The organism is Azorhizobium sp. AG788, assembly GCF_943371865.1.
Taxonomy (GTDB): domain Bacteria; phylum Pseudomonadota; class Alphaproteobacteria; order Rhizobiales; family Xanthobacteraceae; genus Azorhizobium.
Map to the genome: position 1 here is coordinate 24880 of NZ_CALRWL010000022.1, position 26999 is coordinate 51878.

General features: G+C 67.4%; 19 protein-coding genes. 12 read left to right on the top strand and 7 right to left on the bottom strand.

Going from position 1 to position 26999, the window contains the following annotated elements; translation table 11 throughout:
- The first annotated feature begins 265 nt into the window (after positions 1–265).
- Complete coding sequence (locus tag AAG816_RS14200; protein ID WP_341990302.1) at positions 266–7219, top strand: hypothetical protein; 6954 nt, start codon at positions 266–268, stop codon at positions 7217–7219.
- 131 nt (positions 7220–7350) lie between these two features.
- Positions 7351–7965 carry a YitT family protein gene (locus AAG816_RS14205; RefSeq protein WP_341990303.1) on the top strand — a complete coding sequence of 205 codons (615 nt, stop codon included), beginning with the start codon at positions 7351–7353 and terminating at the stop codon, positions 7963–7965.
- A 44-nt stretch (positions 7966–8009) separates the two neighbouring features.
- Here AAG816_RS14205 and AAG816_RS14210 read toward each other — a convergent pair whose 3' ends face one another.
- The 4 genes from AAG816_RS14210 to AAG816_RS14225 form a co-directional block, all read right to left on the bottom strand.
- Positions 8010–8567, bottom strand: a complete 558-nt coding sequence (locus AAG816_RS14210) for an ABC-type transport auxiliary lipoprotein family protein (protein ID WP_341990304.1) — start codon at positions 8565–8567, stop codon at positions 8010–8012.
- 78 nt (positions 8568–8645) lie between these two features.
- Positions 8646–9569 carry an MlaD family protein gene (locus AAG816_RS14215; RefSeq protein WP_341990305.1) on the bottom strand — a complete coding sequence of 308 codons (924 nt, stop codon included), beginning with the start codon at positions 9567–9569 and terminating at the stop codon, positions 8646–8648.
- Positions 9570–9582: 13 nt separating this feature from the next.
- Positions 9583–10383, bottom strand: a complete 801-nt coding sequence (locus AAG816_RS14220; RefSeq protein ID WP_341990306.1) for an ABC transporter ATP-binding protein — start codon at positions 10381–10383, stop codon at positions 9583–9585.
- A gap of 21 nt (positions 10384–10404) precedes the next feature.
- Entirely contained in the window at positions 10405–11532 is a 1128-nt protein-coding gene (locus AAG816_RS14225; protein WP_341990307.1) for an MlaE family lipid ABC transporter permease subunit, read from the bottom strand.
- A 160-nt stretch (positions 11533–11692) separates the two neighbouring features.
- Between AAG816_RS14225 and dgcA the strand changes: the two genes are divergently transcribed.
- The gene (gene dgcA / locus AAG816_RS14230) at positions 11693–12670 is read left to right on the top strand and encodes an N-acetyl-D-Glu racemase DgcA (protein WP_341990308.1); all 978 of its coding nucleotides are present in this window, start codon (positions 11693–11695) and stop codon (positions 12668–12670) included.
- On the opposite strand, the gene AAG816_RS14235 is transcribed toward dgcA, so the two are convergent.
- Together AAG816_RS14235 and tpiA are read right to left on the bottom strand one after the other, a co-directional pair.
- A complete protein-coding gene (locus tag AAG816_RS14235) occupies positions 12622–13803 on the bottom strand; it encodes an MFS transporter (RefSeq protein ID WP_341990309.1) in 1182 nt (393 codons plus the stop codon). The two genes, dgcA and AAG816_RS14235, sit on opposite strands and share 49 nt — an antisense overlap.
- 48 nt (positions 13804–13851) lie before the next feature.
- Positions 13852–14610 (bottom strand): triose-phosphate isomerase, encoded by a 759-nt coding sequence (tpiA, locus tag AAG816_RS14240; protein ID WP_341990310.1) that lies wholly within the window; start codon positions 14608–14610, stop codon positions 13852–13854.
- A 184-nt stretch (positions 14611–14794) separates the two neighbouring features.
- On the opposite strand from tpiA, the gene AAG816_RS14245 reads away from it, so the two are divergent.
- The 9 genes from AAG816_RS14245 (at position 14795) to lexA (ending at position 23884) form a co-directional block, all read left to right on the top strand.
- Positions 14795–16693, top strand: a complete 1899-nt coding sequence (locus AAG816_RS14245) for a SurA N-terminal domain-containing protein (RefSeq protein ID WP_341990311.1) — start codon at positions 14795–14797, stop codon at positions 16691–16693.
- A gap of 11 nt (positions 16694–16704) precedes the next feature.
- On the top strand, positions 16705–18216 hold the full coding sequence (gene trpE, locus AAG816_RS14250) for an anthranilate synthase component I (RefSeq protein ID WP_341990312.1): 1512 nt from the start codon (positions 16705–16707) through the stop codon (positions 18214–18216).
- Positions 18217–18361: 145 nt separating this feature from the next.
- Positions 18362–18964, top strand: a complete 603-nt coding sequence (locus tag AAG816_RS14255) for an aminodeoxychorismate/anthranilate synthase component II (RefSeq protein ID WP_341990313.1) — start codon at positions 18362–18364, stop codon at positions 18962–18964.
- Positions 18965–18971: 7 nt separating this feature from the next.
- Complete coding sequence (gene trpD / locus AAG816_RS14260; RefSeq protein ID WP_341990314.1) at positions 18972–20006, top strand: anthranilate phosphoribosyltransferase; 1035 nt, start codon at positions 18972–18974, stop codon at positions 20004–20006.
- A complete protein-coding gene (trpC, locus tag AAG816_RS14265; RefSeq protein WP_341990315.1) occupies positions 20003–20794 on the top strand; it encodes an indole-3-glycerol phosphate synthase TrpC in 792 nt (263 codons plus the stop codon). Before trpD ends, trpC begins: the two co-directional genes overlap by 4 nt.
- Before the next feature lie 76 nt (positions 20795–20870).
- Positions 20871–21320, top strand: coding sequence for a DUF2147 domain-containing protein (locus AAG816_RS14270; RefSeq protein ID WP_341990316.1), 450 nt, complete (start codon positions 20871–20873; stop codon positions 21318–21320).
- Positions 21320–21802 (top strand): cyclic pyranopterin monophosphate synthase MoaC, encoded by a 483-nt coding sequence (gene moaC, locus AAG816_RS14275; protein WP_341990371.1) that lies wholly within the window; start codon positions 21320–21322, stop codon positions 21800–21802. The genes AAG816_RS14270 and moaC overlap by 1 nt, the downstream gene beginning before the upstream one ends.
- 1 nt (position 21803) lies before the next feature.
- A complete protein-coding gene (locus AAG816_RS14280) occupies positions 21804–23048 on the top strand; it encodes a molybdopterin molybdotransferase MoeA (RefSeq protein ID WP_341990317.1) in 1245 nt (414 codons plus the stop codon).
- A gap of 125 nt (positions 23049–23173) precedes the next feature.
- Complete coding sequence (gene lexA, locus AAG816_RS14285) at positions 23174–23884, top strand: transcriptional repressor LexA (RefSeq protein WP_341990318.1); 711 nt, start codon at positions 23174–23176, stop codon at positions 23882–23884.
- A 222-nt stretch (positions 23885–24106) separates the two neighbouring features.
- Here lexA and AAG816_RS14290 read toward each other — a convergent pair whose 3' ends face one another.
- Positions 24107–26908 carry a ComEC/Rec2 family competence protein gene (locus AAG816_RS14290; protein WP_341990319.1) on the bottom strand — a complete coding sequence of 934 codons (2802 nt, stop codon included), beginning with the start codon at positions 26906–26908 and terminating at the stop codon, positions 24107–24109.
- Positions 26909–26999: the final 91 nt, after the last annotated feature.

The window sequence follows — 26999 nt, forward strand, 5'->3', positions numbered from 1 at the left end:
CACAGGTGCCTGAAACCTCAGGCGTTGAGGGCCGTATACCGTCATCGCGGCGGTATTGCCAGAGTGCTCGCAACCTCCGTTAACGATACATTCACATGTGTGGCGCGGGCGGTTTCAATCGTCCCGGGAGATACGTTAAGATCAGTTAAGGTAATCCGTCGTCCGTGTAGCGTGCCTTACGCTGTCCACGTTAGACGATGGGAAGCGCAGTTTCGGCTTCGGCGAGATCCAACCTCGACGGACCGGCGGCAGAGGCGACGGCGACATGAAGAGCCCGAGGAAGATTCAGGATCCCACCGAGGCCGCACTCTCTGCGATCCAGGAAGCACTGACGCTCCAGCTCGATGCCCCCGATCCGGCGCGGCTAGCAGCGGATGAGGACGAGCGCGCGGCCGCCCCGCCGCCCGCCCCGCAACAGCAGCGCCCGGCCCAGTCCCGCCGCCCCCGGATGGAGGTCGCGGAACGCCGCGCCGCCAATGATGACCGCCAGACCATCGGCCAGCTCCTCACCGCCCTGCAGCGCCGCTCCTCCTCGGCGCCCTACTGGTGGGCGCTGATCGGCTCGGTGGTGTGGATCGCCATCGGCTGCACCCTGGCGCTGGCCACCCAGCGCACTGCTTTCTCGGAAATCTCCTCGGTGGATGCCTTGCTGGCCTCCCCGGCCCTGCTGGTGATCCTGGCGGGCATCGTCCTGCCGCCGCTGGGCTTCTTCGGCACCGCCAGCGTGGTCCGGCGCACCCGCGACCTGCAGCTGATCGCCCGGTCCATGACCGAGGTGGCGCTGCGCCTGGCGCAGCCGGAGCTGATCGGCACCGAGGCGGTGGTCACCGTCGGCCAGGCGGTGCGCCGCGAAGTGGCGGCCATGGGCGACGGCGTCGACCGCACCATCGCCCGCGCCGCCGAGCTGGAGACCGTCGTGCGCAACGAGGTCTCCATCCTGGAGCGCGCCTATGAGGACAATGAGATCCGCATCCGCAACCTGATCGAGGAATTGCAGGCCGAGCGGCAGAACATCCTGATCCATTCCGAGCGCCTGCGCGAAGGCATCATCGACGCCGACAATCTCTTGTCCAGCGAAGTGCAGGACGTGGCTGACAAGGTGAACGCCGCGGTTATGGGCGCCGCCGAGCGCGTCACCGCGCTGTTCCAGCAGAAGGGCGACCACATCACCGACGCCCTGACCCGCGTCGGCGACACCATGATCGATGCCATTTCCTCCAAGGGCACCGAGCTGATCGACCGCCTGAAGGAGACCGGGGCGGACATCCGCAACGATCTCACCCAGTCCAGCGACACGGTCAGCGAGGCGCTCAGGGCCCGCACCGAGGAACTGGCCGCCAACCTGCTCGCCTCCAGCACCGAAGTGACCGATCTGGTGGCCCGCTGGAGCGACGAAGTGCGCGCCAATGCGGATGCCACCCGCGCCTCCCTCACCGAGGCCCTGGCCGAGAGCAGCGCCCGGGTGAATGACGAAATGACCGTGCGCGCCACGGAAGTGAACAATGCCTTCCGCGCCACCGCCGAGAGCGTGGTGTTCGAATTCTCCAACCGCGGCGGCGAGCTGGTGCGCAAGGTGCAGGACACCGGCGAGCGCGTGGCCGAGACCATCGCCGAGCGCGGCAGCGACATTGCCGAGCGCATCGAGATGACCGGCACCCGCATCCACGAGGACGTGACGGCGCGCGGGGAAAACCTGCAGCAGCAGCTGTCCGAGACCGCCGAGCGCATGGTGGACGCCATGGACCGCACCGGCGGCGCCGTGGCCGACGCCCTGACCCTCAAGGGCGACGAAATCAGCCAGATCCTCATCCAGAGCAGCACCGACCTCAGCGAGCGGCTGGAGACGGTGGCGACCGACGTCAACAACGCGCTGGGTACCCAGGGCGACAAGTTCAACGGCAGCTTCCGCCTCACCGCCGATCAACTGGTGGCCTCGCTGGCCACCAATAGCGACGCGCTGGAGCAGATGCTCACCACCCGCCTCAACGCGCTGGACGAGACCATCTCGGTGCGCGGCGTGGACCTGGCGGAGCGCATCGGCCAGGACAGCGCCCTGGTGGCCAAGGCGGTCGAAGAGAGCCTCGCCGCGTTCGACACCACCATCCGCGTCAACGGGCCGGAACTGGTGGACCACATTTCCGAGCGGATCGACTCCGTCACCGAGACCCTGCGCGGCACCCTGTCCGATCTGGACCAGCGCCTCAGCACCACCTCGGACAGCGTCGCCGCCACCATCGACAGCCGCCTCTCCCGCGTGGAAGAGGCGCTGGACGGCCGCAGCAAGTCCCTCGCCGAGACCATCGAAGGCAGCGCCGCCGAGCTCACCCGCGTCCTGTCCGAGGGCAGCCGCGCCACGGCCGAGGCCCTGGAGCAGACCACCGAAGCGGTGGCCAATGCCATCGACACCCGCCTCACCCGCGTGGAAGAGGTCCTGGAAAGCCGCAGTGCCGCGCTGACCGAGACCATCGAAGGACGCACCGCGGACTTCACCCGCGCCATGACCGATGGCAGCCGCGCCGCCGCCGAGGCCTTGGAGCAGACCACCGAGGCGGTGGCCAATGCCATCGATACCCGCCTCGCCCGGGTGGAAGAAGTTCTGGACGGCCGCAGCAAGGCCCTCACCGAGACCATCGAAGGCCGTTCGGCAGAGTTCACCCGCGCCATGAGCGAGGGCAGCCGCGCCGCCGCCGACGCGCTGGAACAGACCACCGAGGCGGTGGCCAATGCCATCGACACTCGCCTGTCCCGCGTGGAAGACGTGCTGGAAGGCCGCAGCGCGGCGCTCACGCAGACCATCGAGGGCCGCACCGCCGACCTCGCCCGTGCCATGGCCGATGGCACCCGCGCCGCCGCCGAGGCCCTGGACCAGACCACCGAGGCGGTGTCCGCCGCCCTCGACGAGCGTCTCGCCCGCATCGAACAGACCCTCGGCGCCAGCGCCGCCACCCTGTCCGAGACACTGGAAACCCGCGCCAGCGACTTCAACCGCGTGATCGCCGACGGCACCCGCGAAGCCCGCGCCGCCTTCGCCGAGACCAGCGATGCGGTTGCCGCCACCATCGACGGCCGCCTGGGTCGCATCGAGCAGGTGCTGGACGAGCGCGCCCAGAGCCTGACCAAGACCCTGGAAGATCGCACCCTCGAATTCACCCGCGCGGTGACCGAGGGCACCCGCACCGCCAATGCCGCCTTCGAGGAGACCAGCGACGCGGTAGCGGCGACCATCGACGCCCGCCTCTCCCGCGTCGAGCAGGTGCTGGATGCGCGCGCCCAGAGCCTGACCAAGACCCTGGAAGAGCGGGCCAGCGAGTTCACCCTGGCGGTGACCGAAGGCACCCGCAGCGCCAACGCTGCCTTTGAAGAGACCAGCGAAGCCGTCGCCGCCACCATCGACGCCCGCCTCGGGCGGGTGGAACAGGTGCTGGACGAGCGCGCCCGCAGCTTGACCCAGACCCTGGAAAGCCGCGCCGGCGAGTTCACCCGCATGGTGACCGAGGGCACCGACGCAGCCAACGCCGCCTTCGAGCAGACCAGCCAGGCGGTGGCCGCCACCATCGACACCCGCCTCGGCCGCATCGAGGAAGTGCTGGAGGCGCACGCCGAAAGCCTGACCCGCACGCTGGACACCCGCGCCAGCGACTTCACCCGCGCGGTCACCGAGGGCACCCAGGCCGCCAATGCCGCCTTCGAGCAGACCACCCAGTCGGTGGCGGCGGTCATCGACGAGCGCCTCGGCCGGATCGAAGAGACCCTCGACCAGCGCACCCAGAGCCTCACCAAGACCCTGGAGGAGCGCGCCGGCGACTTCACCCGCGTGGTCACCGAGACCACCCACAATGCCAGCATCGCCTTCGAGCAGAGCAGCGAGGCGGTGACCATCACCATCGACCAGCGCCTCAGCCAGATCGAGCAGACCCTGGATCTGCGGGCCCAGAGCCTGACCAAGACCCTGGAAGACCGCGCCAACGACTTCACCCGCGCCGTCACCGAGGGCACCCGCCACGCCAGCGAAGCCTTCGAACAGACCAGCGAAGCGGTCACCATCACCCTCGACCAGCGGCTCGGCCGCATCGAGCAGACCCTGGAGCAGCGCACCCAGAGCATCACCGAGACTTTGGCCAACCGCACCGTCGATTTCGCCCGCGCCGTCACCGAAGGCTCGCGCAGCGTCACCGAGGTGATCGACCAGTCGGTGGATGCCCTCGACACCTACTTCGCCGTGCGCAGCAAGGCGCTGGGCGAGGTGATCATGGAGCGCGGCGAGGCGGTCAGCGACGCCATCGGCGCCCGGGCGCAGGACATCGCCGGCATTCTCGACGGCCGCGTGGCGCGGATCGAGCAGCTGGTCACCGGCCGCCTGGAAGGCATCTCGACCCTGATCGAGGAGCGCGGGCTTGCGGTGGCCGATGCCCTCGCGGGCCGGGTGGAAGGCGTCACCGCCCAGCTGCGCAGCGAAGCCGGCGAGGTGGAGCAGAGCCTCGGCAATCTGGCCGAAAACGTCGGCCGCTCGCTCTCCGCCCAGGCGGAAGGGGTCGCCGCCACCCTGCGCACCAGTGCGGGCCAGGTGGAATTCAGCCTCGGCAGCCTGTCGGAAAATGTGGGTCGCTCGCTCACCACCCAGGCCGAACAGGTGGCCAACACCTTGCAGTCCAGCGCCAGCCAGGTGGAACAGAGCCTCGGCAGCCTGGCCGAGACGGTCGGCCAGTCCCTGACCGCCCAGGCGGAAGGGGTCTCCCTGACCCTGCGCACCAGCGCCGGCGAGATGGAGCAGAGCCTTGGGGCGCTGTCGGACAATGTGGGCCGCTCGCTCTCCGTGCAGGCGGACGGGGTCTCGCAGACCCTGCGCAGCAGCACCGGGGCCATGGAAACCAGCCTCGGCGCGTTCACCCAGCAGGTCGCCACGACCCTGCGCACCAGCACAGGGGAGATGGAAACCAGCCTCGGCGCGCTGACCGAGCAGGTGGCCACCACCTTGCGCACCAGCACCGGCGAAATGGAGCAGAACCTCAGCGTGCTCGCCGATGCCCTCAGCCGCTCGCTGTCCGCCCAGGCGGAAGGCGTCTCCAGCACCCTGCGCACCAGCGCCGGTGAAGTGGAGCAGAGCCTCGGCGCGCTGACCGAACAGGTCTCCACCACTCTGCGCACCAGCGCCGGCGAGGTCGGCCAGAGCCTTGAGGCCCTGGCGTCATCGGTCAGCCTCACCCTGGTCACCCAGGCGGATATCGCCACCTCCGCGCTCAGCGCCGGGGCCGGCGACGTGGAACAGCGCCTGAATGCGCTGGCGGACACTGTCGGCCAGTCCATGACCAGCCATGCGGACACCATGTCCGCCGCGGTCACCGCCAGCCTGTCGGAAATCACCGCGGTGTTCGACGAGAAGAACGGCACCTTCCTCGGCACCCTGGAGGCCACCAGCCGCCGGGCGGTGTCCGAGATCACCGCCGCCAACACCTCCCTGCGCCACGATGTGCAGGACATTCTGGATCGCCTCGCCGCCACCAATGGCGAGTTCCAGGCGGCCATGGGCGGGGTGGTGGAAAACCTCACCCACTTCGAGGGCGGCTTTGCCGAAAAGGTCGGCAGCCTGCGCTCCACCGTGGACGGCATCAGCACCTCGGCGGACAGCACCGTCTCGCGCCTGGACGGCCAGGTGTTCAGCCTGCAGGCGGCCGCCAGCGGCACCCTGAAGGAGATCGCCAGCCTGACCGAGCGGTTCGAGGCCCAGGGCCGTCTGGTGTTGCAGGCGTCCGAGGCCCTCGGCCAGACCCATGCCCATGTGGATGCCACCCTGACCGACCGCAAGGCGGCCATCGAGGATCTCAGCACCACCCTCACCCAGCGGGTGCAGGAACTGGAAAGCGGCCTTGCGGCATTCCAGACCACGGTGGAAGAGACCATGCAGGCGGCCCAGAACCGCACACGGCAGATCGCCGGCATCGTCGCCGACACCACGGCGGCCTCCGCCAAGGCGATGGATGGCCAGCACACCGCCCTGCAGAGCGCCGCGGATGCCGAGCGCACCCGCCTGACGCAGATGCTCAAGGCCAATTACGACACCGCCTTGGCCGACGTGAACCGCCTGTTCGAAGAGAGCAGCAAGCGCTTCACCGACGTGGCGCGCGAGCTCAAGGGCGCCGCGGGCGATGTCCAGCAGTCCATCGAACTGGCGCGCGAAGAGATGAAGCGCGGCATCCTGGAACTGCCGAACGAGACCGAGGCCAGCGCCGCCACCATGCGCCGCGCCGTGGCCGAGCAGATCAAGGCCCTGGCCGAGCTGAACGAGATCGTCGCCCGGCAGGGGCAATCCCTGGACGTGGCCGGCAGCCCCGACCGGGTGGTGAGCCGCAAGGCGCCCCCGACCGTGCCCGCCGCCCGCGAGCCCGCGCCCCGGAACCCGGAACCCGCGCCCCGCGCGGTGGTGAGCCCGGCCCCGGTGCGTGAGCCCCAGGTTCGCGAACAGGTTCGCGACGTGCCGCGCGATGTCCCCCGCGAGGCACCCAAGCGTGAGGTGGCGGTGCGCGAGCCGCAGGCCCGTGATGTCACCGTCCGCGAGGCCCCGTCCCGCGACCCGGTCACCACCCCGCGGGAGGCCGTGCCGGCCCCCCGTCCGCGGATCGAAGCGGCCCCCTTGACCGAAGGCGGCCGCCGCCCGGCTCCGGTGCGCCCTGAGGTCGCCGCGGAACGCCCTGCCACCGAGCCCCGTGCCGCGGCCCCGCGGGCCGCCGCTCCCCGCTCCTCCGCCCCGGCCCCCCGCGAGGGGGACGCCAAGACCGGCTGGCTGTCGGAACTGCTGGCCCGCGCCTCCGGCGACCTGGACGAGGTGAAGTCCGAGCCGGTGGCCCGCTCCGCCCCCCGGCCCGCCCGTCCCCACCACCACATGATCGAATCCCTGGATTCGCTCTCGGTGGACATCGCCCGGATGATCGACCATCAGGCGGCGGTGGAACTGTGGGAACGATACAAGCGCGGCGAACGTAACGTGTTCACGCGCCGGCTCTACACAATGCAGGGGCAGCAAGCCTTTGAGGAGCTTCGTCGCAAGTATCGTTCCGATGGGGAATTCCATGAAACTGTGGATCGGTACATTGCGGAATTCGAGCGCCTGCTGGACCAGGTGGCGGCGGACGATCGCGGCAACGTCCTGACCAAGACCTATCTGACCTCGGATACGGGCAAGGTCTACACCATGCTCGCCCACGCCGCCGGCCGGTTCGAATAGGCCGGACAGGGTTCAAAGTGAGAACACGGCGCGGAGCAATCCGCGCCGTTTTCGTTTGAGTCTTGGATGCATTTATTTTCGATACAATCGCGCGCCAAACGTCGCTCGATCGTCTTTCTCAGGGCTGAACCATGACCGCCACGTTGGGCCACAGACATAAACTGTACGAAGACGCACTGGCGCTTTTGTTTGGAACTCTGTTCGTATCCTTCGGCATGGTCATCTATGCCAAAGCGATGCTGGCCACCGGTGGACTGGCCGGACTGGCGCTGCTGTTGAGCTACATCACGCCCGCGGGCTTTGGGGTGATTTTCTTTGTGATCAACCTGCCCTTCTATGTGCTGGCCGTAAAGCGCATGGGCTGGCCATTTGCCCTGCGAACATTTGTGGCGGTGGGATTGGTATCCGTGTTCTCGCGGCTGACCGGACTGTGGGTCGACTTCGCCCACCTCGATCCGATCTATGCCGCAGTCATGGGCGGCGCGCTGATGGGGACGGGATTACTGATGCTGTTCCGTCACCGCACCGGCCTGGGCGGCATCAATATTCTGGCGCTCTATCTGCAGGAGCGCTGGGGCATCCGTGCCGGCTATTTTCAGCTCGGCATCGACCTCGCCATCCTGGCCGCCGCCACCTTCGTGCTGCCGCTGGACGGCCTGGCACTGTCGGTCCTTGGGGCGGTGATCGTCAATTTCATCATTGCGATCAATCACAAGCCCGGCCGCTATGCGGGGATCAGCCTTTAAGTTTGGCGACGCCCGGCCACGATGGGGCCGGGGGCTGCCCCGGTTCAGCCCTGTGCGGCCGAGGCCCAGCGCACCATCTCGATCAGCACCTGATTGCTGGCCTGGTCGAGCCCGGTGGACGCCGTCATTCCGCTGACGCTGGAGAGCGGCACCCGGGCGGTGAAGATCCGCGCGGCAATGATCCGGCCACCGGCGGTGCCGATCAGCTTGGCGGAAATCTCCACCGCGGCGAAGGTTCCCTCCGGCGTGACCTTGACCCCGAAGGTGCGAATGTCGGTGCTCAGCTGATAATCACCGGCAACGCCGTCTCCCGGACGGGCCACCCGGCGCAGCTTGCTGCCATTCTCGAACGCCTGGATGATCCGCGCCTGGAGCAGGGACGACAGCCGGTCGCTCCACTGGGCATCTGTCAGATACGTGATCTGGCCGGGAGCTGCCTCCACCACGATCTTTTCGGAATCCAGCACCGCCAGCGCCGTGGGGGCGACCACGATGAGTTGGCCCGTGCCGCCGCCCCGCGCCGTGAAGCCGGAGGGGGCTGAGAGATCAAATGTCGGCACCGGCCCAGCCGCACAACCGGCCAGCAGCGCCAGCGCCATCATCGCCATCGCCACGCGGGGCCTGGCAAAGCGTGCGGACAGCCTCGGCATTTTGGAGCTTGCGTCGCGAATCATCCGCCGTTACCGCCTGTTGTACTCGGGTATCGAGCTGCCGCCGAAGATGAACTGGCGGGGATTGCGCTCCAAATTCTTGAAGACACGCTCGATTTCCGAAAGGGTCCGCCGCCCGTCCACGGCCAATGCTTCATATTGGCGCAGACCGGGACCGGTGAATTTACTGAGCTCGGTGGTGAGCAATGCCGTGCGCTGGTCGAGATTCTCCGCCAGCTTGCGCACCGACGTGGCGGCGTCGGTCGCCTGTGCCAGCAGCCCGTCCTTGTCGCCGGAGGCATGCTGGAGGTTCACCACAATCACATCGACCTTCTTGGCCAGATCGTTGAGCTGGGCCATCACGTCGTTGGCGTTTTTGATGAGCGTCCCGATATCCTGCGATCGGTCAGAAACGGCTTGGCTGAACTTCTCGACGTTGCCGATGATCTCGGCGACCTGCTTGGGATCTACCGCGTCGAGGATCAGGTTAATGCGCGCCGCGACGCCCTGCGCGGTCTGGATCAGCCCCGACATGCCGGTGCCGCCATCGGCATCAATACGGGGGATGCCGTTGGGGCCGGGCGGGATCGGCGGCGACTTCGCCGAGCCACCGCGCACGCTCACGGCAACGATGCCGGTGATGCCCTGCGACTCGAGACCTGCCTTGGCGTCGGACAGGATCGGCACGTCATTGCGCACACCAATACGCACCAGCACCTGATCCGGCGAGCCTGGAACCAGCGCCAGTTCCGTCACCTGGCCGACGGGGATGCCGTTGAACAGGACCGCATTACCCTGACGCAAACCGCTCACCGAGCCCTGGAACAGGATCTCGAAGATCTTGCGGGTATTGCTGTCCTGGGGGCCGGCGAACCAGTAGACGAAAACGAACGCAGCCGCGATCACAGCCAGTGTGAAGGCACCGATGATGGTATAATTGGCCCGCGTCTCCATGCCGTATCTCGCCTCAACGCGCTGTCATAACAGCCCGGGCCCGGGCGCCATGGAAATAGGCCCGTAACCAGGGGTGCTGTGATTCCATCATCGTTTCGATAGTGCCTTGCGCGATCACTTTACCGTCGGCCAAAGCCGCGATTCGATCGCAGACCGTGTGCAGACTGTCGAGATCGTGCGTTACCATGAAAACCGTCAGGCCCAAAGTCTGCTGGAGCGTACGGATCAGTTCGTCAAAATCGCCCGCGCCGATGGGATCGAGACCGGAAGTCGGCTCGTCCAGAAAGACGATTTCCGGGTCGAGGGCCAGCGCCCGCGCCAGTGCCGCGCGCTTGATCATGCCGCCGGACAGTTCAGATGGCAGTTTCTCGCCCACATCGGGCTTGAGCCCCACCATCTCGATCTTGGCAAAGGCGATTTCATCCATCATCCGCTGCGACAGACGCAGGGTCTCGCGCAGCGGGAACTGGATGTTCTGCTTCACGGTCAGCGACGAAAACAGCGCGCCTTGCTGGAACAGCACGCCCCAGCGCCGTTCCAGCGCCGAGCGCTCGCGCTCGTTCAGGGTATCGAGATCCTGACCGAACACCTCCACGGTGCCCGACACCTTGGGCACCAGGCCCAGAATTGTCCGCGTCAGCACCGACTTTCCACCGCCCGAGGTGCCGACGAATCCCAGGATTTCGCCGCGATACACGTCGAGGGCGAGATGGTTGAGGATAATGCGCTCACCAAAGCCGACCACAAGGTCACGCACGCTGATGATCACATCCCGGCTGACCTGACGAGGTCGGGCCGCACCGGCGGGGGGCATTTGAGCATCCATGTGGGCGCCTCACATATTGATGGAGGCGAAGAACATGGCGAACAACCCGTCCACCACGATCACCAGGAAGATGGCCTTCACCACCGATGCGGTGGTGTGCTGGCCCAGGGATTCGGCACTGCCGCCGACGCGCAGGCCCTCCATGCAGCCGACGATGCCGATAATGGCGGCCATGAAGGGGGCCTTGATCATTCCCACCTCGAACTGCTCGAGGGTGATCGCCTCCTTCAACCGCCCGATGAAGACATCCGGTGCGATGCCACCATAGAACCAGGCGACGACACCGCCCCCCACCAGGGCGGAAATGGAGCCGATGAAGGTCAATAGCGGAAGCGCGATCACCAGGGCGATCAGGCGCGGCACCACCAGGACCTCAATGGGGTCGAAACCCATGACCCGCAAGGCGTCCACTTCCTCGCGCATGCGCATGGAGCCAAGTTCGGCGGTATAAGCGCTGCCGGAGCGGCCAGCGATCATGATGGACACGATCAGCACGCCCAATTCGCGCAGCACCAGTACGCCGACCATGTCCACCACATAGATATCGGCGCCGAACCGGCGGAAATTGAAGATGCCCTGCTGCGACAGGATGCAGCCGATCAGAAAGGTGATGAGGACGATGATGGGAACCGCACGAAAGCCCACTCGGTCGATCTGATTGACCATGGAGGTGAAGCGGAACGACCGCGGCCGGGACATGGTGCGCAGGAATGCCGCCATCACCGCGCCGATGAAATTCATCAGCGCCAGGGCGTCCTCGCCGATGTTCACCATCTCCCGGCCGAGTCGCTCGAAGCCGCCAACGGTGGCGCGCGCGGGCGGCGGCGGTTCGCGCCCAGTGCGGGTCATCTCCTCGATGAGCACCGTGTAGCAAGGATTCAGGCCGACGACTTCAGGCTGCACCCCCTGCGTCTGCCACGTGCGACGCAGGCGCTCCAGCAGGAGAGCGCCGTAGGTGTCCATCTTCTGCACGTCGGAGAGATCGATCTGGACGTCGCGGGCTTCCGTGTGCGCGCCGGATTGCCGGCTGACCGCCCGCTCCAACTCGTCAGCGAACTCAGAGGTCCACGCACCATGCCCTTCGACCTTGAGATGGTCTCCATCGGCGTGGACATCGAGGAGCAGGGTGTCGGCCACACAGGTCTCCTGCAGCGGGACTCTCGCTTGAGGGCGAGCATTCCAATGCTCATACTCGGACCACCGCACCGCGTCGAGATGCTGCAAGCGCGAGCGCGGCCGCTGACCGAATGTCAACGGCCTTCGGATACCCCCCTTAAAGTCGCCGAGACCAATTCAAATGCCATTGCTGACGGTGCGCACCGAGCGTTTCCCCATTGCCGGTACCTTCACCATTGCCAGGGGGTCGAAGACTGAAGCTGTTGTGGTCGAGGTCAATCTTCGCCATGGAGCGTTCTTGGGGAGAGGTGAGTGCGTGCCCTATGCGCGCTATGGCGAAACTGTTGAGGAGACAGTCGCCACTCTGGAGGCCCTCGCCAATGATGTGGCACATGGCCTTGACCGCATCGCGCTGCAGGAACGCCTTCCGGCCGGAGCCGCACGCAACGCCCTGGATTGCGCCTTTTGGGATCTGGAAGCCAAGTCGACCGGAATACCGGTCGCAACCCGACTCGGCCTGCCTCAGCCGCAGTCGGTTATCACTGCGTTCACCCTAAGTCTGGATTCACCGGACGCGATGGCCGCGGCGGCACGGGCCGCCCACCGGCCGCTGCTGAAGCTCAAGCTCGGCGCCGACGGCGATGCCGATCGCCTGCGGGCCATCCGCGCCGCCGTGCCGCAGGCGCGCCTGATCGTGGATGCCAATGAGGGATGGTCGGCAGATACGCTCGCCGCCCATATGGCGATCTGTGCGGATGTCGGGGTGGAATTGATCGAGCAACCCCTGCCGGCCGTGGATGATGGCGCGTTGGCGACACTTGCCCGCTTGGTCCCGGTGTGTGCCGACGAGAGCGTCCATGATCGGGCAGGCCTCGGCGCGCTGCGGGATCGCTATGACGCCGTCAATATCAAGCTGGACAAGACCGGCGGCCTCACCGAGGCCCTGGCCATGGCCGAGGCGGCACGGGCGGAAGGCTTTTCCATCATGGTGGGCTGCATGCTGGCCTCGTCGCTGGCCATGGCGCCGGCCATGCTGTTGGCGCAGCGCGCCACCGTGGTGGATCTGGACGGGCCGCTGCTGCTGGCACGCGATCGCACCCCCGCCCTGCACTACGAAGGCGCCCTCGCCTTTCCACCCGTCCCGGCTCTCTGGGGCTGAAGCCGGTGCGAGATCAGAGCCGCCGCCAAGCCAGCGCCGCCGAGCCCGGCGGAGCCCAGAAAGGTGTCGGAGCCATAGGCGGCAAACAGCACGCCCGACAGAGCGCTGGCGCCAGCCATGGCGAGGCTGACGGTCCAGCCGGCCAAAGACTGCATGGTGGCGGCCCGATGCTCGGGCACCGCGCGGGCGACAAGTTCCACAAGCCCGAGATAGGTCGCCCCAAACGTCGCCCCGTGCAGCAACTGCAGCGGCACCAGCCAGAGTAGCGGCGGATCAAGCGACAGCAGGCAGAATCGCAGGACCGCGGCGCCGCCGCCAATGGCCAGCAGCGCGGCGGGATCGAGACGCCGCAGCACCCGGGTTCCGAACCGGAACAGCACGATCTCGGCCAGCACGCCGGTCGCCCACAGCATCCCGATGACGGTGAGGGACAACCCTTGAGCCCGCCAATTCATGGAGCCGAAGGCATAAAGCGTCGCATGGCTCGCCTGAATCATTGCCGCCGCCAGGATCCCCACCACAAGGGCCGCCCGGGCGCGAGGCAGCGCCAGATGGCTTGTGCCATCGCGCATCGGGCGCGGCAGTTCCGGCAGCGCCACGCAGGTGGCGAGAAAGGCCGCATGTCCGGCGAGCATCATCGCCACGACGATGCCTTCTCCGGTCCAGGCAATGACCACGCCACCGGCGAGGTTGGCGAGGATGAAGGAGGTGGAGCCCCACAGCCGGCTCTGCCCATAGTCCACCCGCTTGGCCCGCGCCTGCCGGGTGGCATAGGCATCGAGCAACTGGAACGAGGGGTTCCACACCATGGCCGACAGCCCCAGCACCAGGAAAATGGCCTGGGGGGTGCGTGCGAAGGCCAGCAGACTGATGAGAATAAGGGTCGCGGCGGCGAGCGCCGTCAGCAGCGCCTTCGGTCGCCCGAGGCGATCTGACAGCAGGCCGAGAAGCGGTGTTGCCACCAGACGCGTGACCAGCGGCACCGCCAAGGCGACGCCGATCTCCTGCGGATCAAGACCCTGCCCTGTCAGCCAGAGCGGGAAAAACGGCATGTAGATGCCCAGGGCGAAGAACAGCGCGCCATAGGCCGAGCCAAGGGCCACCCGCAAGGATCTGTTCGCCTGCCCGGTCATCAGGAGCCGTTCCCGCCTTCAGGCCGTCCGCCAGCCGCGTGGCGAGGCCTAGAGATAGGCCCGCGCAATGGCGAGAAAGTCGGACGATTTCAGGCTCGCGCCGCCCACCAGCGCCCCGTCCACATCGGCCGCTCCCAGCAGGGCGCCTACATTGTCCGGCTTCACCGAGCCGCCATACAGGATCCGCATGCCCTGCGCCGCGGCACCGAATCGCTCCTTGAGCACGGCGCGGATGACGCCATGCACTTCAGCCACATCCTCGGCCGTGGGAACCAGACCGGTGCCGATGGCCCACACCGGCTCATAGGCCACCACCAGATTTTCGGGCGTCGCCGCATCCGGAACGGATCCGCGCACCTGACGGGCAACGACGGCGTGGCAATGGCCCGCCTGGCGCTGGGCCTCGGTCTCGCCGACGCAGACGACTGCCATGAGGCCGGCGCGCCAAGCGGCTTCGGCCTTCTCCCAGACCATTTCGTCGCTCTCGTGATGGTCCGCGCGGCGCTCCGAATGCCCGACAATCACCGCGGTGGCGCCGGCATCCGCCAGCATTTCCGCGGACAGGTCGCCGGTGTGGGCGCCGCTCGCCTTCATGTGACAATCCTGAGCCCCGATCCGCAAGGCGCTGTGATCCGACTCAACCACAGCCGTCGCCAGCAAAGTGGCCGGCGGGCAAATGAGAAGGTCTACCCGAGCCGCCAGCGCCGCATCGTAGCCATCGGCGATGGCCCGGATTTCCGCAGCAGAGTCCCGCAGGCCGTTCATTTTCCAGTTTCCGGCGACAAGCGGGCGGCGTTCAGCGGACATCAGGATCTCCAGAGGGCAATTGATTCCCCTCGGTTATCAGAGCGCGACTGAAGCGGCAAACGGGCCTGCAAGGTTGGCGCGAAAAAGGGGCGCGCCTGTGCCGTTGCGGCGGCGGTGCCCGCTCCCTATGATGCGCGCCTTCTGCGCCGGGCCTTGCCGGGCGCTCCTCGAACCAGACCGAACGATGGTACTCCAGAATCTCCGCAAGGGCGCATCCGGCCTAATCGCCAAGGTCTTTCTCCTCGTGCTGATGGTCAGCTTCGTCCTTTGGGGCATTTCTGGCGTGTTCCAGGGCTATGGGACCAACACAGTTGCCAGCGTCGGCCAGACCGACATTCCGGCGGACGCGTTCCGCCAGCAGTATCTCGATCAGATCCAGCGCATCGGCCGGCAGGCCGGTCGCGGCATCACCCCCGAGCAAGCCCGCGCCTTCGGGCTCGACCGGCAGGTGTTGAACCAGATGATCTCGGAGGCGACGCTGGACGATGCGGCGCGCAGCCTGGGTCTGGCCATGTCCGACGAAGAGCTGATCAATGGCCTGCGCGAAAATCCGTCCTTGCGTCCGCAGGGCGCGACGGCGTTCGATCCGGCGTATTTCCAGCAGCTCCTGCGGGCCAACGGCCTGACCGAGCAGCGCTTCCTTGCCGCGGAGCGCAAGCGTGTGCTGCGCCAGCAACTGGTGGAATCGCTCGGCGGCGGGATGCCGTTGCCCACAACGCTGAAGTCCGCCGTGCATCGCTTCGAGGGCGAGCAGCGCGCGGTGTCCTATCTGGACGTGACCTCGGCTGCGGTCACCGCGGGACCCGCGCCAACCGACGAGCAATTGAAGGCCTATTACGACACCCACAAGGTGGCCTTCCGTGCGCCCGAGTATCGCAAGCTGACGTATTTGGCGCTCACACCGGCCACGCTGGCCCCCTGGGTGCAGGTGACGGATGCAGACGTGCGCGCGGCGTATGAGCGCAATGCCGGCCGCTTTGGCACGCCCGAGCAGCGCGAAGTGCAGCAGGTGGTGTTCCCCACCGAGGCCGACGCGGCGGCTGCCCTCGAGAAGCTGAAGGCCGGTACGCCGTTCGCGGATATTGCCGCGGCCCGGGGATTGACCACGAAGGACACGGATCTCGGCCTGGTGGCCAAGAGTGCCATCATCGACCCCAAGGTGGCCGATGCCGCCTTCGCTCTGCCTGCCGACAGCACCTCGGAGCCGATCCAGGGCCGTTTCGGATATGCGCTGGTGCACGTGGGCAAGATCGTCCCCGCGGCTCAGGCGCCGTTCGAGGAAGTCCAGGCCGGCCTGCGCCGCGACTTGTCCCTGGAGCGCGCCCGTCGTGAGCTGATGGACAAGCATGACGCCATCGAAGACGAACGCGGCGCCGGCGGCACCCTGGCCGAAGCCGCCCAGAAGCTGGGGCTGCCCACCGAAGTCATCGACGACGTCGATCGTTCGGGGCGCGACCTGTCCGGTGCCGAGATCACCAGCATTCCGGCCCGGACCGAGGTGCTCAACGGCGCCTTCGCCAGCCGTCCCGGCACCGACAATGACGCGGTGCAACTGCCGCAGAATGGCGGTTACGTCTGGTATGACGTCAATGAAATCACGCCGTCGCGGGAGCGCCCGTTCGAGGAAGTCCGCGAGCAAGTCGCTGCGCGCTGGACGGCGGATGAAGTGACCAAGGCGGTGGATGCCAAGGCCAAGGCTCTGCTGGCCGAACTGCAGGCCGGCAAGGCGCTGGCGGAGGTTGCCAGTGCGAACGGGCTCGACGTGAAGACGGCGAGTGCCCTCAAGCGTGGTCGGGCTGAAGGTGACTTCAGCTCGGACGCAGTCGCCAAGGTATTTGCGCTGCCCGAGGGCGGCTTCGGGATCGCCGGCGGCTCGGTTGCGGCGGAGCAGTTGGTGTTCCAGGTCACCAAGATCGAGGTGCCCGGCGATGCCCAGGCGGACGCTCGCGTGGACGCGCAACTGCAGCAGCAGGTGCAAAATGACGTGCTCCAGCAATATCTGTCCGCGGTCCAGAAGCAGATCGGCCTGAAGGTCAACGAGCGCGCGCTGCTCCAGGCCACCGGCGGAAACGCGGTGAACTGAGGGTGAGCGGCATGAGTGCACCGAGCCCGTTCGACAGCTTCGCCGCCCGTTATGCGCGCGGCGAAGCCCAGGTGGTCAGCACCACCTTGGTGGCGGATCTGGAGACCCCGGTCTCCGCCTTCCTCAAGATTGCCGGCGAGAAGCCGAACGCCTTCCTGCTGGAGTCGGTGGAAGGCGGTGAGACCCGCGGCCGCTATTCCATGATCGGGCTTGATCCCGACCTGATCTGGCGCAGCAATGGCGACGTCGCCGAGATCAACCGCAACGCCCTGACCGACAAGGACAGCTTCGAGCGCTGCGCGGAACCGCCGCTAACGGCGCTGCGGGCGCTCTTGGCCGAATCGGCCATCGATCTGCCCGAGGGCGCCCCGCCCATGGCTGCCGGCGTGTTCGGCTATCTCGGCTATGACATGGTGCGGCAGATGGAGCGTCTGGCGCCGGCGAAGGCCGATCCCATCGGCGTGCCGGAGGCCCTGCTGATCCGCCCCACCATCATGGTGGTGTTCGATGCGGTGAAGGACGAAATCACGGCCGTAACGCCGGTGCGGCCCCGTCCCGACGTCTCCGCCACCGCCGCGTTCGAGGCTGCTCTGGGTCGGCTCGATGCGGTCACGTCGGCGCTGGAGCAGCCCATCGCCCATCCTGCGCCCGATCCCTTCCATGGCGCGGTGGAAGCCACGTCCAACACCACCCAGGCGGACTTCTGCGCCATGGTGGAGCAGGCCAAGACCTATATCCGCGCCGGCGACATCTTCCAGGTGGTGCTGTCGCAACGGTTCGAGAGCCCGTTCGCTTTGCCCCCGTTTGCGCTCTACCGCGCCCTGCGGCGGATCAATCCGGCGCCGTTCCTGGTGTATCTGAACTTCGACGGCTTCTCGGTGGTCTGCTCCAGCCCCGAGATCCTGGTGCGGCTGCGGCGCAATAAGGTGACCATCCGCCCCATCGCCGGCACCCGCCGCCGGGGCGCCAGCCCCACCGAAGACGATGCGCTGGCCGCCGAACTGCTCGCCGATCCCAAGGAGCGCGCCGAGCATCTCATGCTTCTGGACCTCGGGCGCAACGATGCCGGCCGGGTGTCGCAGATCGGCAGCGTGAAGGTCACCGACAGCTTCTTCATCGAACGCTACAGCCAGGTCATGCACATCGTCTCCAATGTGGAAGGCGATCTGGATCCGCGCTTCGATGCCCTCGACGTGCTCGCGGCGGGGTTTCCCGCCGGCACGGTCTCCGGTGCGCCCAAGGTGCGGGCCATGGAGGTCATCGACGAACTGGAGCGCGACAAGCGCGGCATCTATGCCGGCGCCATCGGCTATTTCGGCGCCAACGGCGAGATGGACACCTGCATCGTCCTGCGCACCGCGGTGGTGAAGGACGGCCGCATGTATGTGCAGGCCGGTGCCGGGCTGGTCTATGACAGCGTGCCCGAAAGCGAACACCAGGAATGCATCAACAAGGCCAAGGCCTTGTTCCGCGCCGGTGAGGAAGCGGTGCGGTTTGCCGCCCGCGCGGGGCGGGGCCAATGAGCCTCCGCCAGAAAATGGCATGCCGAGGCCGATGGCGTGGCGCTTGACCCGCTGATCGCCGCCACGCTTTAACCTTGAGAGCGCCGCTCGCCCCTGTTCGCCGCGAGCCCCGCCTGCCCGGATCCGCCGGGCGCCTGGAGCCCCGATGACCGCCGTCACGCTGATCGATAATTACGACAGCTTCACCTACAACCTCTGGCACTATCTGGGTGAGCTGGGCGCCACCGTGACCGTGCATCGCAACGACGCGCGCGACGTGGAGGGCATACTGGGTGATCGCCCCGATGCCATCGTCATCTCGCCCGGCCCCTGCACGCCCAAGGAAGCCGGCATTTGCTGCGACCTGATCGCCGCCGCCAGCGCCAGCGTGCCGGTGATGGGGGTGTGCCTCGGCCACCAGGCCATCGGACAGGTCTTCGGCGGCGATGTCATTCGCGCCCCACTGCCCATGCACGGCAAGCTGTCCGAGATCCAGCACGAGGGACGCTCGGTGTTTCGGGGCCTGAACCATTCCTTTCTGGCCACCCGCTACCATTCCCTAATCGTGGCGCGGGAAACCTTGCCGGACGATCTGGAAATCACCGCCCAGACCGGCGATGGCCTCATCATGGGCCTCGCCCACCGCACACGCCCGGTGCACGGCGTGCAATTCCATCCCGAGAGCATTGCCTCGGAACATGGCCACGCGCTGCTGCGCAACTTCCTCGACATCGCCGCCGCGTTCAACGCCGCCCGCAGCAAGGATTGAGAGCACCATGGAGCGGTTTCGACCCCTGCTGGGCAAGGTTGCCACTGGCGCCATGCTCTCCCGCGAGGAATCCGCCTACGCCTTCGACAAGATGATGTCGGGCGAGACCACCCCGTCGCAGATGGGCGCCTTCCTGATGGGCCTGCGCGTGCGCGGCGAGACGGTGGAGGAGATCGTCGGCGCGGTATCGGTGATGCGCGCCAAAATGCTGCCGGTGAAGGCCCCCGAGGACGCGGTGGACGTGGTGGGCACCGGCGGCGACGCCTCCGGCTCCTATAACATCTCCACCTGCGCCTCCTTCATCGTTGCCGGCGCCGGCGTGCCTGTGGCCAAGCACGGCAACCGCGCCTTGTCGTCGAAATCGGGCGCCGCGGATGTGCTGGCAGCCCTGGGCGTGCGGCTGGACCTGCCGCCCGCCGCCATTTCGCGCTGCATCGCCGAGGCCGGCATCGGCTTCATGTTTGCCCCCGCCCACCATCCCGCCATGAAACATGTGGGCCCCACCCGCGTGGAGCTCGGCACCCGCACGATCTTCAATCTGCTCGGGCCTCTGTCCAACCCGGCGGGGGTCCGCCGCCAGATGGTCGGTGTCTTCGCCAAGGCCTGGATCACGCCATTGGCGGAAGTACTGACCGCTCTCGGCTCCGAGCGGGCCTGGGTGGTGCATGGGTCTGACGGACTGGATGAGATCACCATCTCCGGCACCACCGATGTGGCCAGCCTGGAGAATGGCAGTGTCCGCACCTTCGAGATCTCTCCCGAAGACGTGGGGCTCACCCGCGCGCCGGCGGAGGCTCTGCGCGGCGGCGATGCCGAGCACAATGCCACCGCCCTGCGCGCCGTATTGGATGGCGCGCCCGGCGCCTATCGCGACGTGGCACTGCTGAATGCCGGCGCTGCGCTGCTGGTCTCGGGCCGCGCCAAGGATCTCACCGAAGGCGTCGACATGGCGCGAGTCAGCGTTGATACCGGCGCTGCCCGCACCCGCCTCGAACAACTCGCCCGCGTCTCGCAGGCGCTCGCCCCGCAGGTGGAAGCATGAGCGACATCCTCACACGCATCGAGATCTACAAGCGCGCCGAGATCGACGCGGCGAAGGCCGCGCGTCCGCTGTCCGAAGTCGATGCCGCCGCCCGCGCGGCCCCGCCGGTGCGCCCGTTCGCGGGGGCGCTGACGGACAAGATCGCAGCCGGCCGCACAGCGCTGATCGCGGAAATCAAGAAGGCGAGCCCCTCCAAGGGTTTGATCCGGGAGGATTTCGATCCGCCGGCGCTGGCGCGCGCCTATGAGGCGGGCGGTGCGGCTTGCCTCTCGGTGCTGACCGATACGCCTTCGTTCCAGGGCGCGCCGGAATTCCTGACCGCGGCACGGGCGGAGGTCGCCCTCCCCGTTCTGCGCAAGGATTTCATGTACGACACCTATCAGGTGGCGGAGGCGCGCGCCTGGGGAGCCGATTGCATCCTGGTGATCATGGCCGGCGTCGACGATGCCCTCGCGCTCGACCTGCTGGAGGCCACGCGCGCCTATGGCATGGATGCGATCGTGGAGGTCCATGACGATGCCGAGCTGGAGCGGGCGCTGGCACTCCCTGCCCGACTGATCGGCATCAACAATCGCAATCTGCGCACGTTCGAGACCACGCTGGCCACCAGCGGCCGGCTTGCCCCCAAGGTGCCGAAGGACCGCATCGCCATTGGCGAAAGCGGCATCTTCACCCCCTCCGATGTGGCACAGTTGGCGCGCGTCGGCATCTCGAGCATCCTGGTGGGCGAGAGCCTGATGCGCCAGGACGACGTGACAGCAGCAACCCGCGCCCTTTTGGGAACGTGAGCTTCCCCCGGCGCGATCTGTTGCGCCATACTGCCAGCAACCCGCCGCCAGATGCGGGTCTGCTGGGAGAATGCGCATGAAGATGGTCACGGTTCTGCGGTCGGCACGCTCGGGTCTGGTTGTCGGTGCGGCCTTTATGGCGCTACTCGGAGCCGCACCGGCGTTCGCCGCCGATGTGACTGGCCTTTGGGCTACGCCGTCCCGCGGCGGGCAGGTGGAGATCACCAAATGCGGCGCGTCCGTTTGCGGGCGCTTGGTGTCGTCCGAAGGCATCAAGGCCGATCCCGCCCTCAAGGACGCCAACAACACCGATACCGGGCAGCGCGGGCGCCTTCTGAAGGGTCTGCTGATCCTCAAGGGATTTTCCGGCGGCCCCACGGAGTGGACGGGTGGGGAAATCTACAATGCCGAGGACGGCAAGACCTATGGCGCCACCTTGACCCTGAATGCCGACGATACGCTGAACGTGCGCGGCTGCGTTTTCGTGCCCTTGTGCAAGACCCAGACATGGACCAGGGTCCGCTGATGACTGGCCTGACCCACCTTGATTCCGAAGGCGCCGCCCACATGGTGGACGTCTCAGAAAAGCCATCCACGACGCGCGAGGCGCTGGCGGAGGGGCGGGTGGTAATGGCCCAGGCGACGCTAGATCTTATTTTGTCCGGCAATGCCAAGAAGGGCGACGTTCTTGGCGTCGCCCGCATCGCCGGCATCATGGCCGCAAAACGCACCCACGACCTGATCCCGCTCTGCCATCCCCTGATGCTCACCAAAGTCGAGCTGGAGGTCGCGCCCGACGCCACCTTGCCCGGCCTCACCGTGACCGCGCGGGTGAAGACGGCGGGCCAGACCGGGGTGGAGATGGAAGCGCTTACGGCTGTCTCCGTCGCTTGTCTCACCATTTACGACATGGCCAAAGCGGTGGATCGCGGCATGCGCATCGAGAATGTGCGGCTGCTGGAGAAGGCCGGCGGACGGTCCGGGCACTGGCGCGCGGAGACACCCTGACATGACCGACGAAAAGACGCCGGTGGGGTCCAAGAGCCTCATGCCGGTGGCGCAAGCGCTTGCTCTGGTGACGGCCGACGCGCACGTGCTGCCCGCCGAGACGGTGGGAGTCGAGCGCGCTACGGGGCGCGTGCTTGCGGCCGCGCTCCATGCGCGCCGCAGCCAGCCCTCCGCCGACATGTCGGCCATGGACGGATACGCCTTCGGCTATCCCCCGTCTTCAGCCCTGGCCACCAGCTTCACCGTCGTGGGTGAAGCTGCTGCCGGCCGGCCCTTCGCCGGGACGGTTACGTCGGTCGGGTGCGTCCGGATTTTCACCGGTGCGGTCCTACCCGGTGGCACCGATACGGTGGTGATCCAGGAGAATGTGACTCGCGCGGGGGATTCGATCCACCTCACAGCTCCGGTGGCGCGCGGCCGAAACGTGCGCACCGCGGGTTTTGACTTCCAGGTGGGGAAGCTGCTGTTGCCGCAAGGGCGCCGCCTGAGCGGACGCGATGTGATGTTGGCTGCCGCCGCGGACCATGCCGCTCTCCCCGTCGTGCGCCGGCCACGGGTGGGAATCATTCAGACCGGGGATGAATTGGTCCGGCCTGGCGCAGGCACGGGCGCACCGTCCGAGGTGGTGGTGTCCAATGTCTACGGCATTGCCGCGCTCGCCGAGGAGGCGGGTGCTGAGGTGCTGGATCTCGGTCTCGTGGCCGATACCATGGATGACACCCGCGCGGCCCTTCGGCGCGCCTTCGATCTGGGCCTGGACGTGCTGGTCTCCTCCGGCGGCGCATCGGTGGGCGAACACGACCTGATGGCCCCGGCGTTGCGGGCCGAGGGAATCGACCTGTCGGTCCATAAGATCGCACTGCGGCCGGGCAAGCCGCTGATGTTCGGCGTCCGGGAGGGCCAGCGCGTCCTTGGGCTTCCGGGCAACCCGGTCTCCGCTTATGTCTGCGCCATCCTGTTCCTGCTGCCGCTGCTGCGGGCGCTTCAGGGTGAGCACGGCCCCTGGCTGCGCGCGAGTCCTGCACGCCTAGCGGTAGCGGTGCCGGAGAACGATCGCCGCATGGACTTTATCCGTGCCTGCACGGAGCAAGGCGAGGATGGTATCGGCGTGGTGACGCCGCTTCCGATTCAGGACAGTGGCATGCTCACTGCGCTGGCGCAGGCCGACTGCTTGCTGATTCGCGAGCCTTTTGCGCCCGCCGCGGAGGCCGGCGCCCCCTGCAAGGTCATTCCGCTCAAGGGCTGACGCCGCGTTTACGCCATGTTCAGGCTTGCAGAACAAAAAAGAAACAGCTACACCCTGTTCTCGATTTGTTTCCGCATTCGGCGGGGCATTTCCGGGATCCGGAACGGCACGGGGCGGGACCACGCATGCTCACGCGCAAGCAATATGACCTTCTGCGCTTCATCCACGAACGGCTGAAGGAAACGGGGGTTCCCCCGTCCTTCGACGAGATGAAGGAGGCCCTCGACCTGCGGTCGAAGTCCGGTATTCATCGCCTTATCACCGCCTTGGAAGAGCGCGGCTTCATCCGCCGTTTGCCCAATAGGGCGCGGGCCTTGGAAGTGGTGCGGTTGCCGGACAGCGCTGCGCCCGGTCTCGCTGCCGCCCGCAGCGGAACGCGCGGATTTTCGCCCAGTGTGATCGAAGGCAGTCTGGGCCGTGTGCGGCCCATGGCCGATGACGAGGAGATCGCCCCCACCGTTGCAGTGCCGGTGATGGGACGGATTGCGGCGGGCTCGCCCATCTCCGCCATCCAGACCCGCAGCCACACGCTGAACCTGCCCCCCGACATGCTGGGCTCCGGCGAGCACTTCGCCCTGGAAGTGCGCGGCGACAGCATGATCGAAGCCGGCATCCTCGATGGCGATACCGTCCTCATCCGCAAATGCGAGACCGCAGAGACCGGCGACATCATCGTCGCCTTGGTGGACGAAGAAGAAGCAACCTTGAAGCGCTTGCGTCGCAAGGGAGCTTCCATCGCCTTAGAAGCCGCCAATCCCGCCTATGAGACCCGCATCTTCGGGCCAGACCGGGTCCGCATTCAGGGCCGGCTCGTGGGCCTGATGCGCCGCTACTGAACGCTGTGCGCGTCGCGCCCGGCGCGGTTCATCCTGCACACGGTACCCCACGCGATTGCCTGCAGGCCTCGGTCGCCGATATGTCGCGGGCGCGGGCGATGGGGCAGCCTGAAGGACGGCTCCGGCTGGCACAGCGTGCCCGGCGCGATGAGTGAGGCGCGACGCGTGACACGACCGCCGCGTCGTGAGCGTTCTGTGAGTCCATAAGGGTCATAGGAACGGTCAAGGTTCTGCGGTTGCATCCTCGGCGGCGCGTTCGGTCGCGATGTCCGGATTGGTGACCGGCTCAGGAGAGACCGGCAGCACCGGCATCCATGGCCGCTGAACACCGGGCGCGCGCGTCGGAACCACCCGCCACCGCGCGGCGAACGTCTCCTTTGCTGCCATGGGCACGGTTTGGGCAATGGCAGCTTGGGCGCGCGCGCCTTGAGGCGTTGACGCTTCGGCTGGCGATGCGTCGGGAGGTGATTCTTGGGCAATGGCCTTCGAAGCGTGAGCACTCGACGTGGGTGTGGTCGCGTCTGGGGCGATGGTCCGAGGTGGAGAGACGGCATCCAGACCGGAGACCGACGCGTTCGGGTGGGAAGGGTCGGGGTTCCGAACCGTTACCCGGACGGTTGGAGGCTGATCGGCGATCGCCGACGACGCGGCCTTTCGCCGTGCGCGCTCGGCACGGTCTGCCAATGCTTGGCGTTTCAGGGCGGCATGATGGTCGGCCGCCATCCGACGCGGGCGCATCCGCCGGAGTCCGTCGATCCGGTCTGACACATCGCTCGTCGCGTCGGTCGCCCGCGCGGCATCTGGTGCGTCGCTCTCCGGTGCGGCGGAAGGCGCGCTCGGCGGCTGTGGCCCGCGGAAGGCGGTCGCCGGCGCGGGGCCAGGGCCGCCGGGAGATGTCGGCGGCGAAGAAGCCGCGGCCGGCCGAGACCTGACGCCGCCCTCAACCGCCCGGTCCTGGCGCACAAGGGCGCCCGGCGCCGATGCGCGGTCGATCCGATGCTCTGAGGCCCCATCGCGCCCGTCTCGGCGAAACAGGGTCAGCGTCCCAGTGCGGGACAGATGCGTCGGCGTGAGGACGTGCGCCGCGCACGCTGCCGGTGGCGCGAAAGGCGTGATCAGGATGCTCGCCTCCAGACAATCCAGTTCAAGGCTCTCCACGCGATGGGCCACCGCAATGCGCGCCCCATCCGGCAGGCGCGCGACGCATCCGGTGGGGTCACATCGAAATGCCGCGTCCAGATCCCGGGCATCGGCCTTGCGGGTGTCGCCTTCATGGGAGAGCCATTGCTCAACCACGAGACGGTTGGTCTTGGCACCAATGACGGAGAGGCGTCCATCGCTCCCGCGCACCGCCACCGTTTGCGCATTGGGCGCCACGAGCATGTCCGGCCGCTGCGGCGCGCCCAGCAGCAGGACCGCGGCGATGGCCGGCGGCACCGCCGCAAGCATCAGCGTCCCCCGCAGCAGGCACAGGCACAGCAAGGCCAGGGTGGCCGCGCCGGCCGCTGCCGGTCCGACCATATCGGTGCGCGCATCGGCGCCCGGCAAGGCCGCGACGAAGTCCGATACCCGCACCATGATTTCGATGCCCCAGCCCATCACCGGCCAGACCAGGAAATCCCAACCGAACGGCATCAGCAGAACCCCGGCGAGGCCGAACGGCATGACCATGAACTCAACCGCCGGCATCGCCGCGAGATTGGAGAGGAGGCCGTAGGTCCCGAGGCGTTGGAAATGGAGGGCGGCATAAGGCGCGGTGGCGGCCCCCGCCACCAGGGAGGTCAGCGACAGGGCGGCCAGGAACAGGGTGCCTTTCACCAGCATCTGCCACGCCACAGGCCCGTTGCGGGACCGGCTCCAGATTCCTTTCACGCTCTGAAACACCGCCACCAGCGCCAGGGTCGCCGCGAACGACATCTGGGTGCCCGCTTCCAGAATGGCCTGCGGTCCGAGCGCGAGAACCACCGTTGCGGCGACGGCCACCGTACGCAGGTTCAGCGCGGCACGGCCCACCATCACCCCCACCAGAACGATGGCCAGCATGTAGAACGAGCGCTGCGCCGGCCAATCATTCCCGGACAGCACCAGATAGCCGGCGCTGCCCGCCAAGGCCACAAGGGCCGCGGTGGTCTTGATGGGGAAGCTGAGCGCCAATCCGGGCACGGCGGCGAGCAGGCCGCGCACCAGCGCAAACAAAGTGCCCGCCACCATGGCCATGTGCAGCCCGGAAATCGACAGCACATGGGTCAAGCCGGACACCCGCATGCTCTCTTCGATGGCCGGCGAAATGGCGGTGCGATCCCCCACCACCAACGCGACGGCGATATCCGCCTGATACCCATTCAGAGATTGGCGAATGCGCCCGCCGATGCCCAACCGCACCTGCTCGATGACCATGCCGATGCGCACGCTCAGCGGCGGTGCTTCCGGCGTCGCCACCAGCTTCGGCCGCCCCAGGGCGAACCCCACCGCCTCGATGCCGAGGAACCATGGGCTGCGTCCGAAATCGTGGCCGCCGGGCATGGCCGGCTCCATGGGCGGCAGCAGCCGGGCAAGGATCGAAACCTGCGTACCCGCCGGCGGGGCAAAGCCCCGCCCCAGCGACAGCCGCACCAGGGATGGCGTGAGGGCCAGCCCACGCCCTTCCGCGGCTATCACCCGCAACAGCACCCGGTCCGCCTTTGGGCGACGCTCCACCTGTTCGATATAGCCGGTCAGCCTCACCGGCCCCGGCGGCGGGAGAAGAATGGGATGATCCACCCAGGCGGTGTGGGCGCGCGCGAGCGCGAATCCCATCGCCAAGGCCAGGGCCGCCAGCAGGACCGCGAACGAAACCGGCTGGGCCCGCGCCAACACCGCGATCGCGGCGATGGCCAAGGTCACGGCACAGGCGGCGATCAGCGACGGCTCCTGTGCGGCACCGAAATAAAGCAGGATGCCGACCCCGAACAGAACCGGGAGCCACAGGATCAGGCGGCCCGAGGCCACTTCCGCTCTGGCGTCGGCGCGCAAGTGATCGCGCAAGCGGCCGAGCCAGGCGCCGGGCCAAAGGGCACCGGGCAGGAAACCTGGGCGCGCCAGGGTGCCACCCCAGGGTACGGCTCCGCCGAGCACG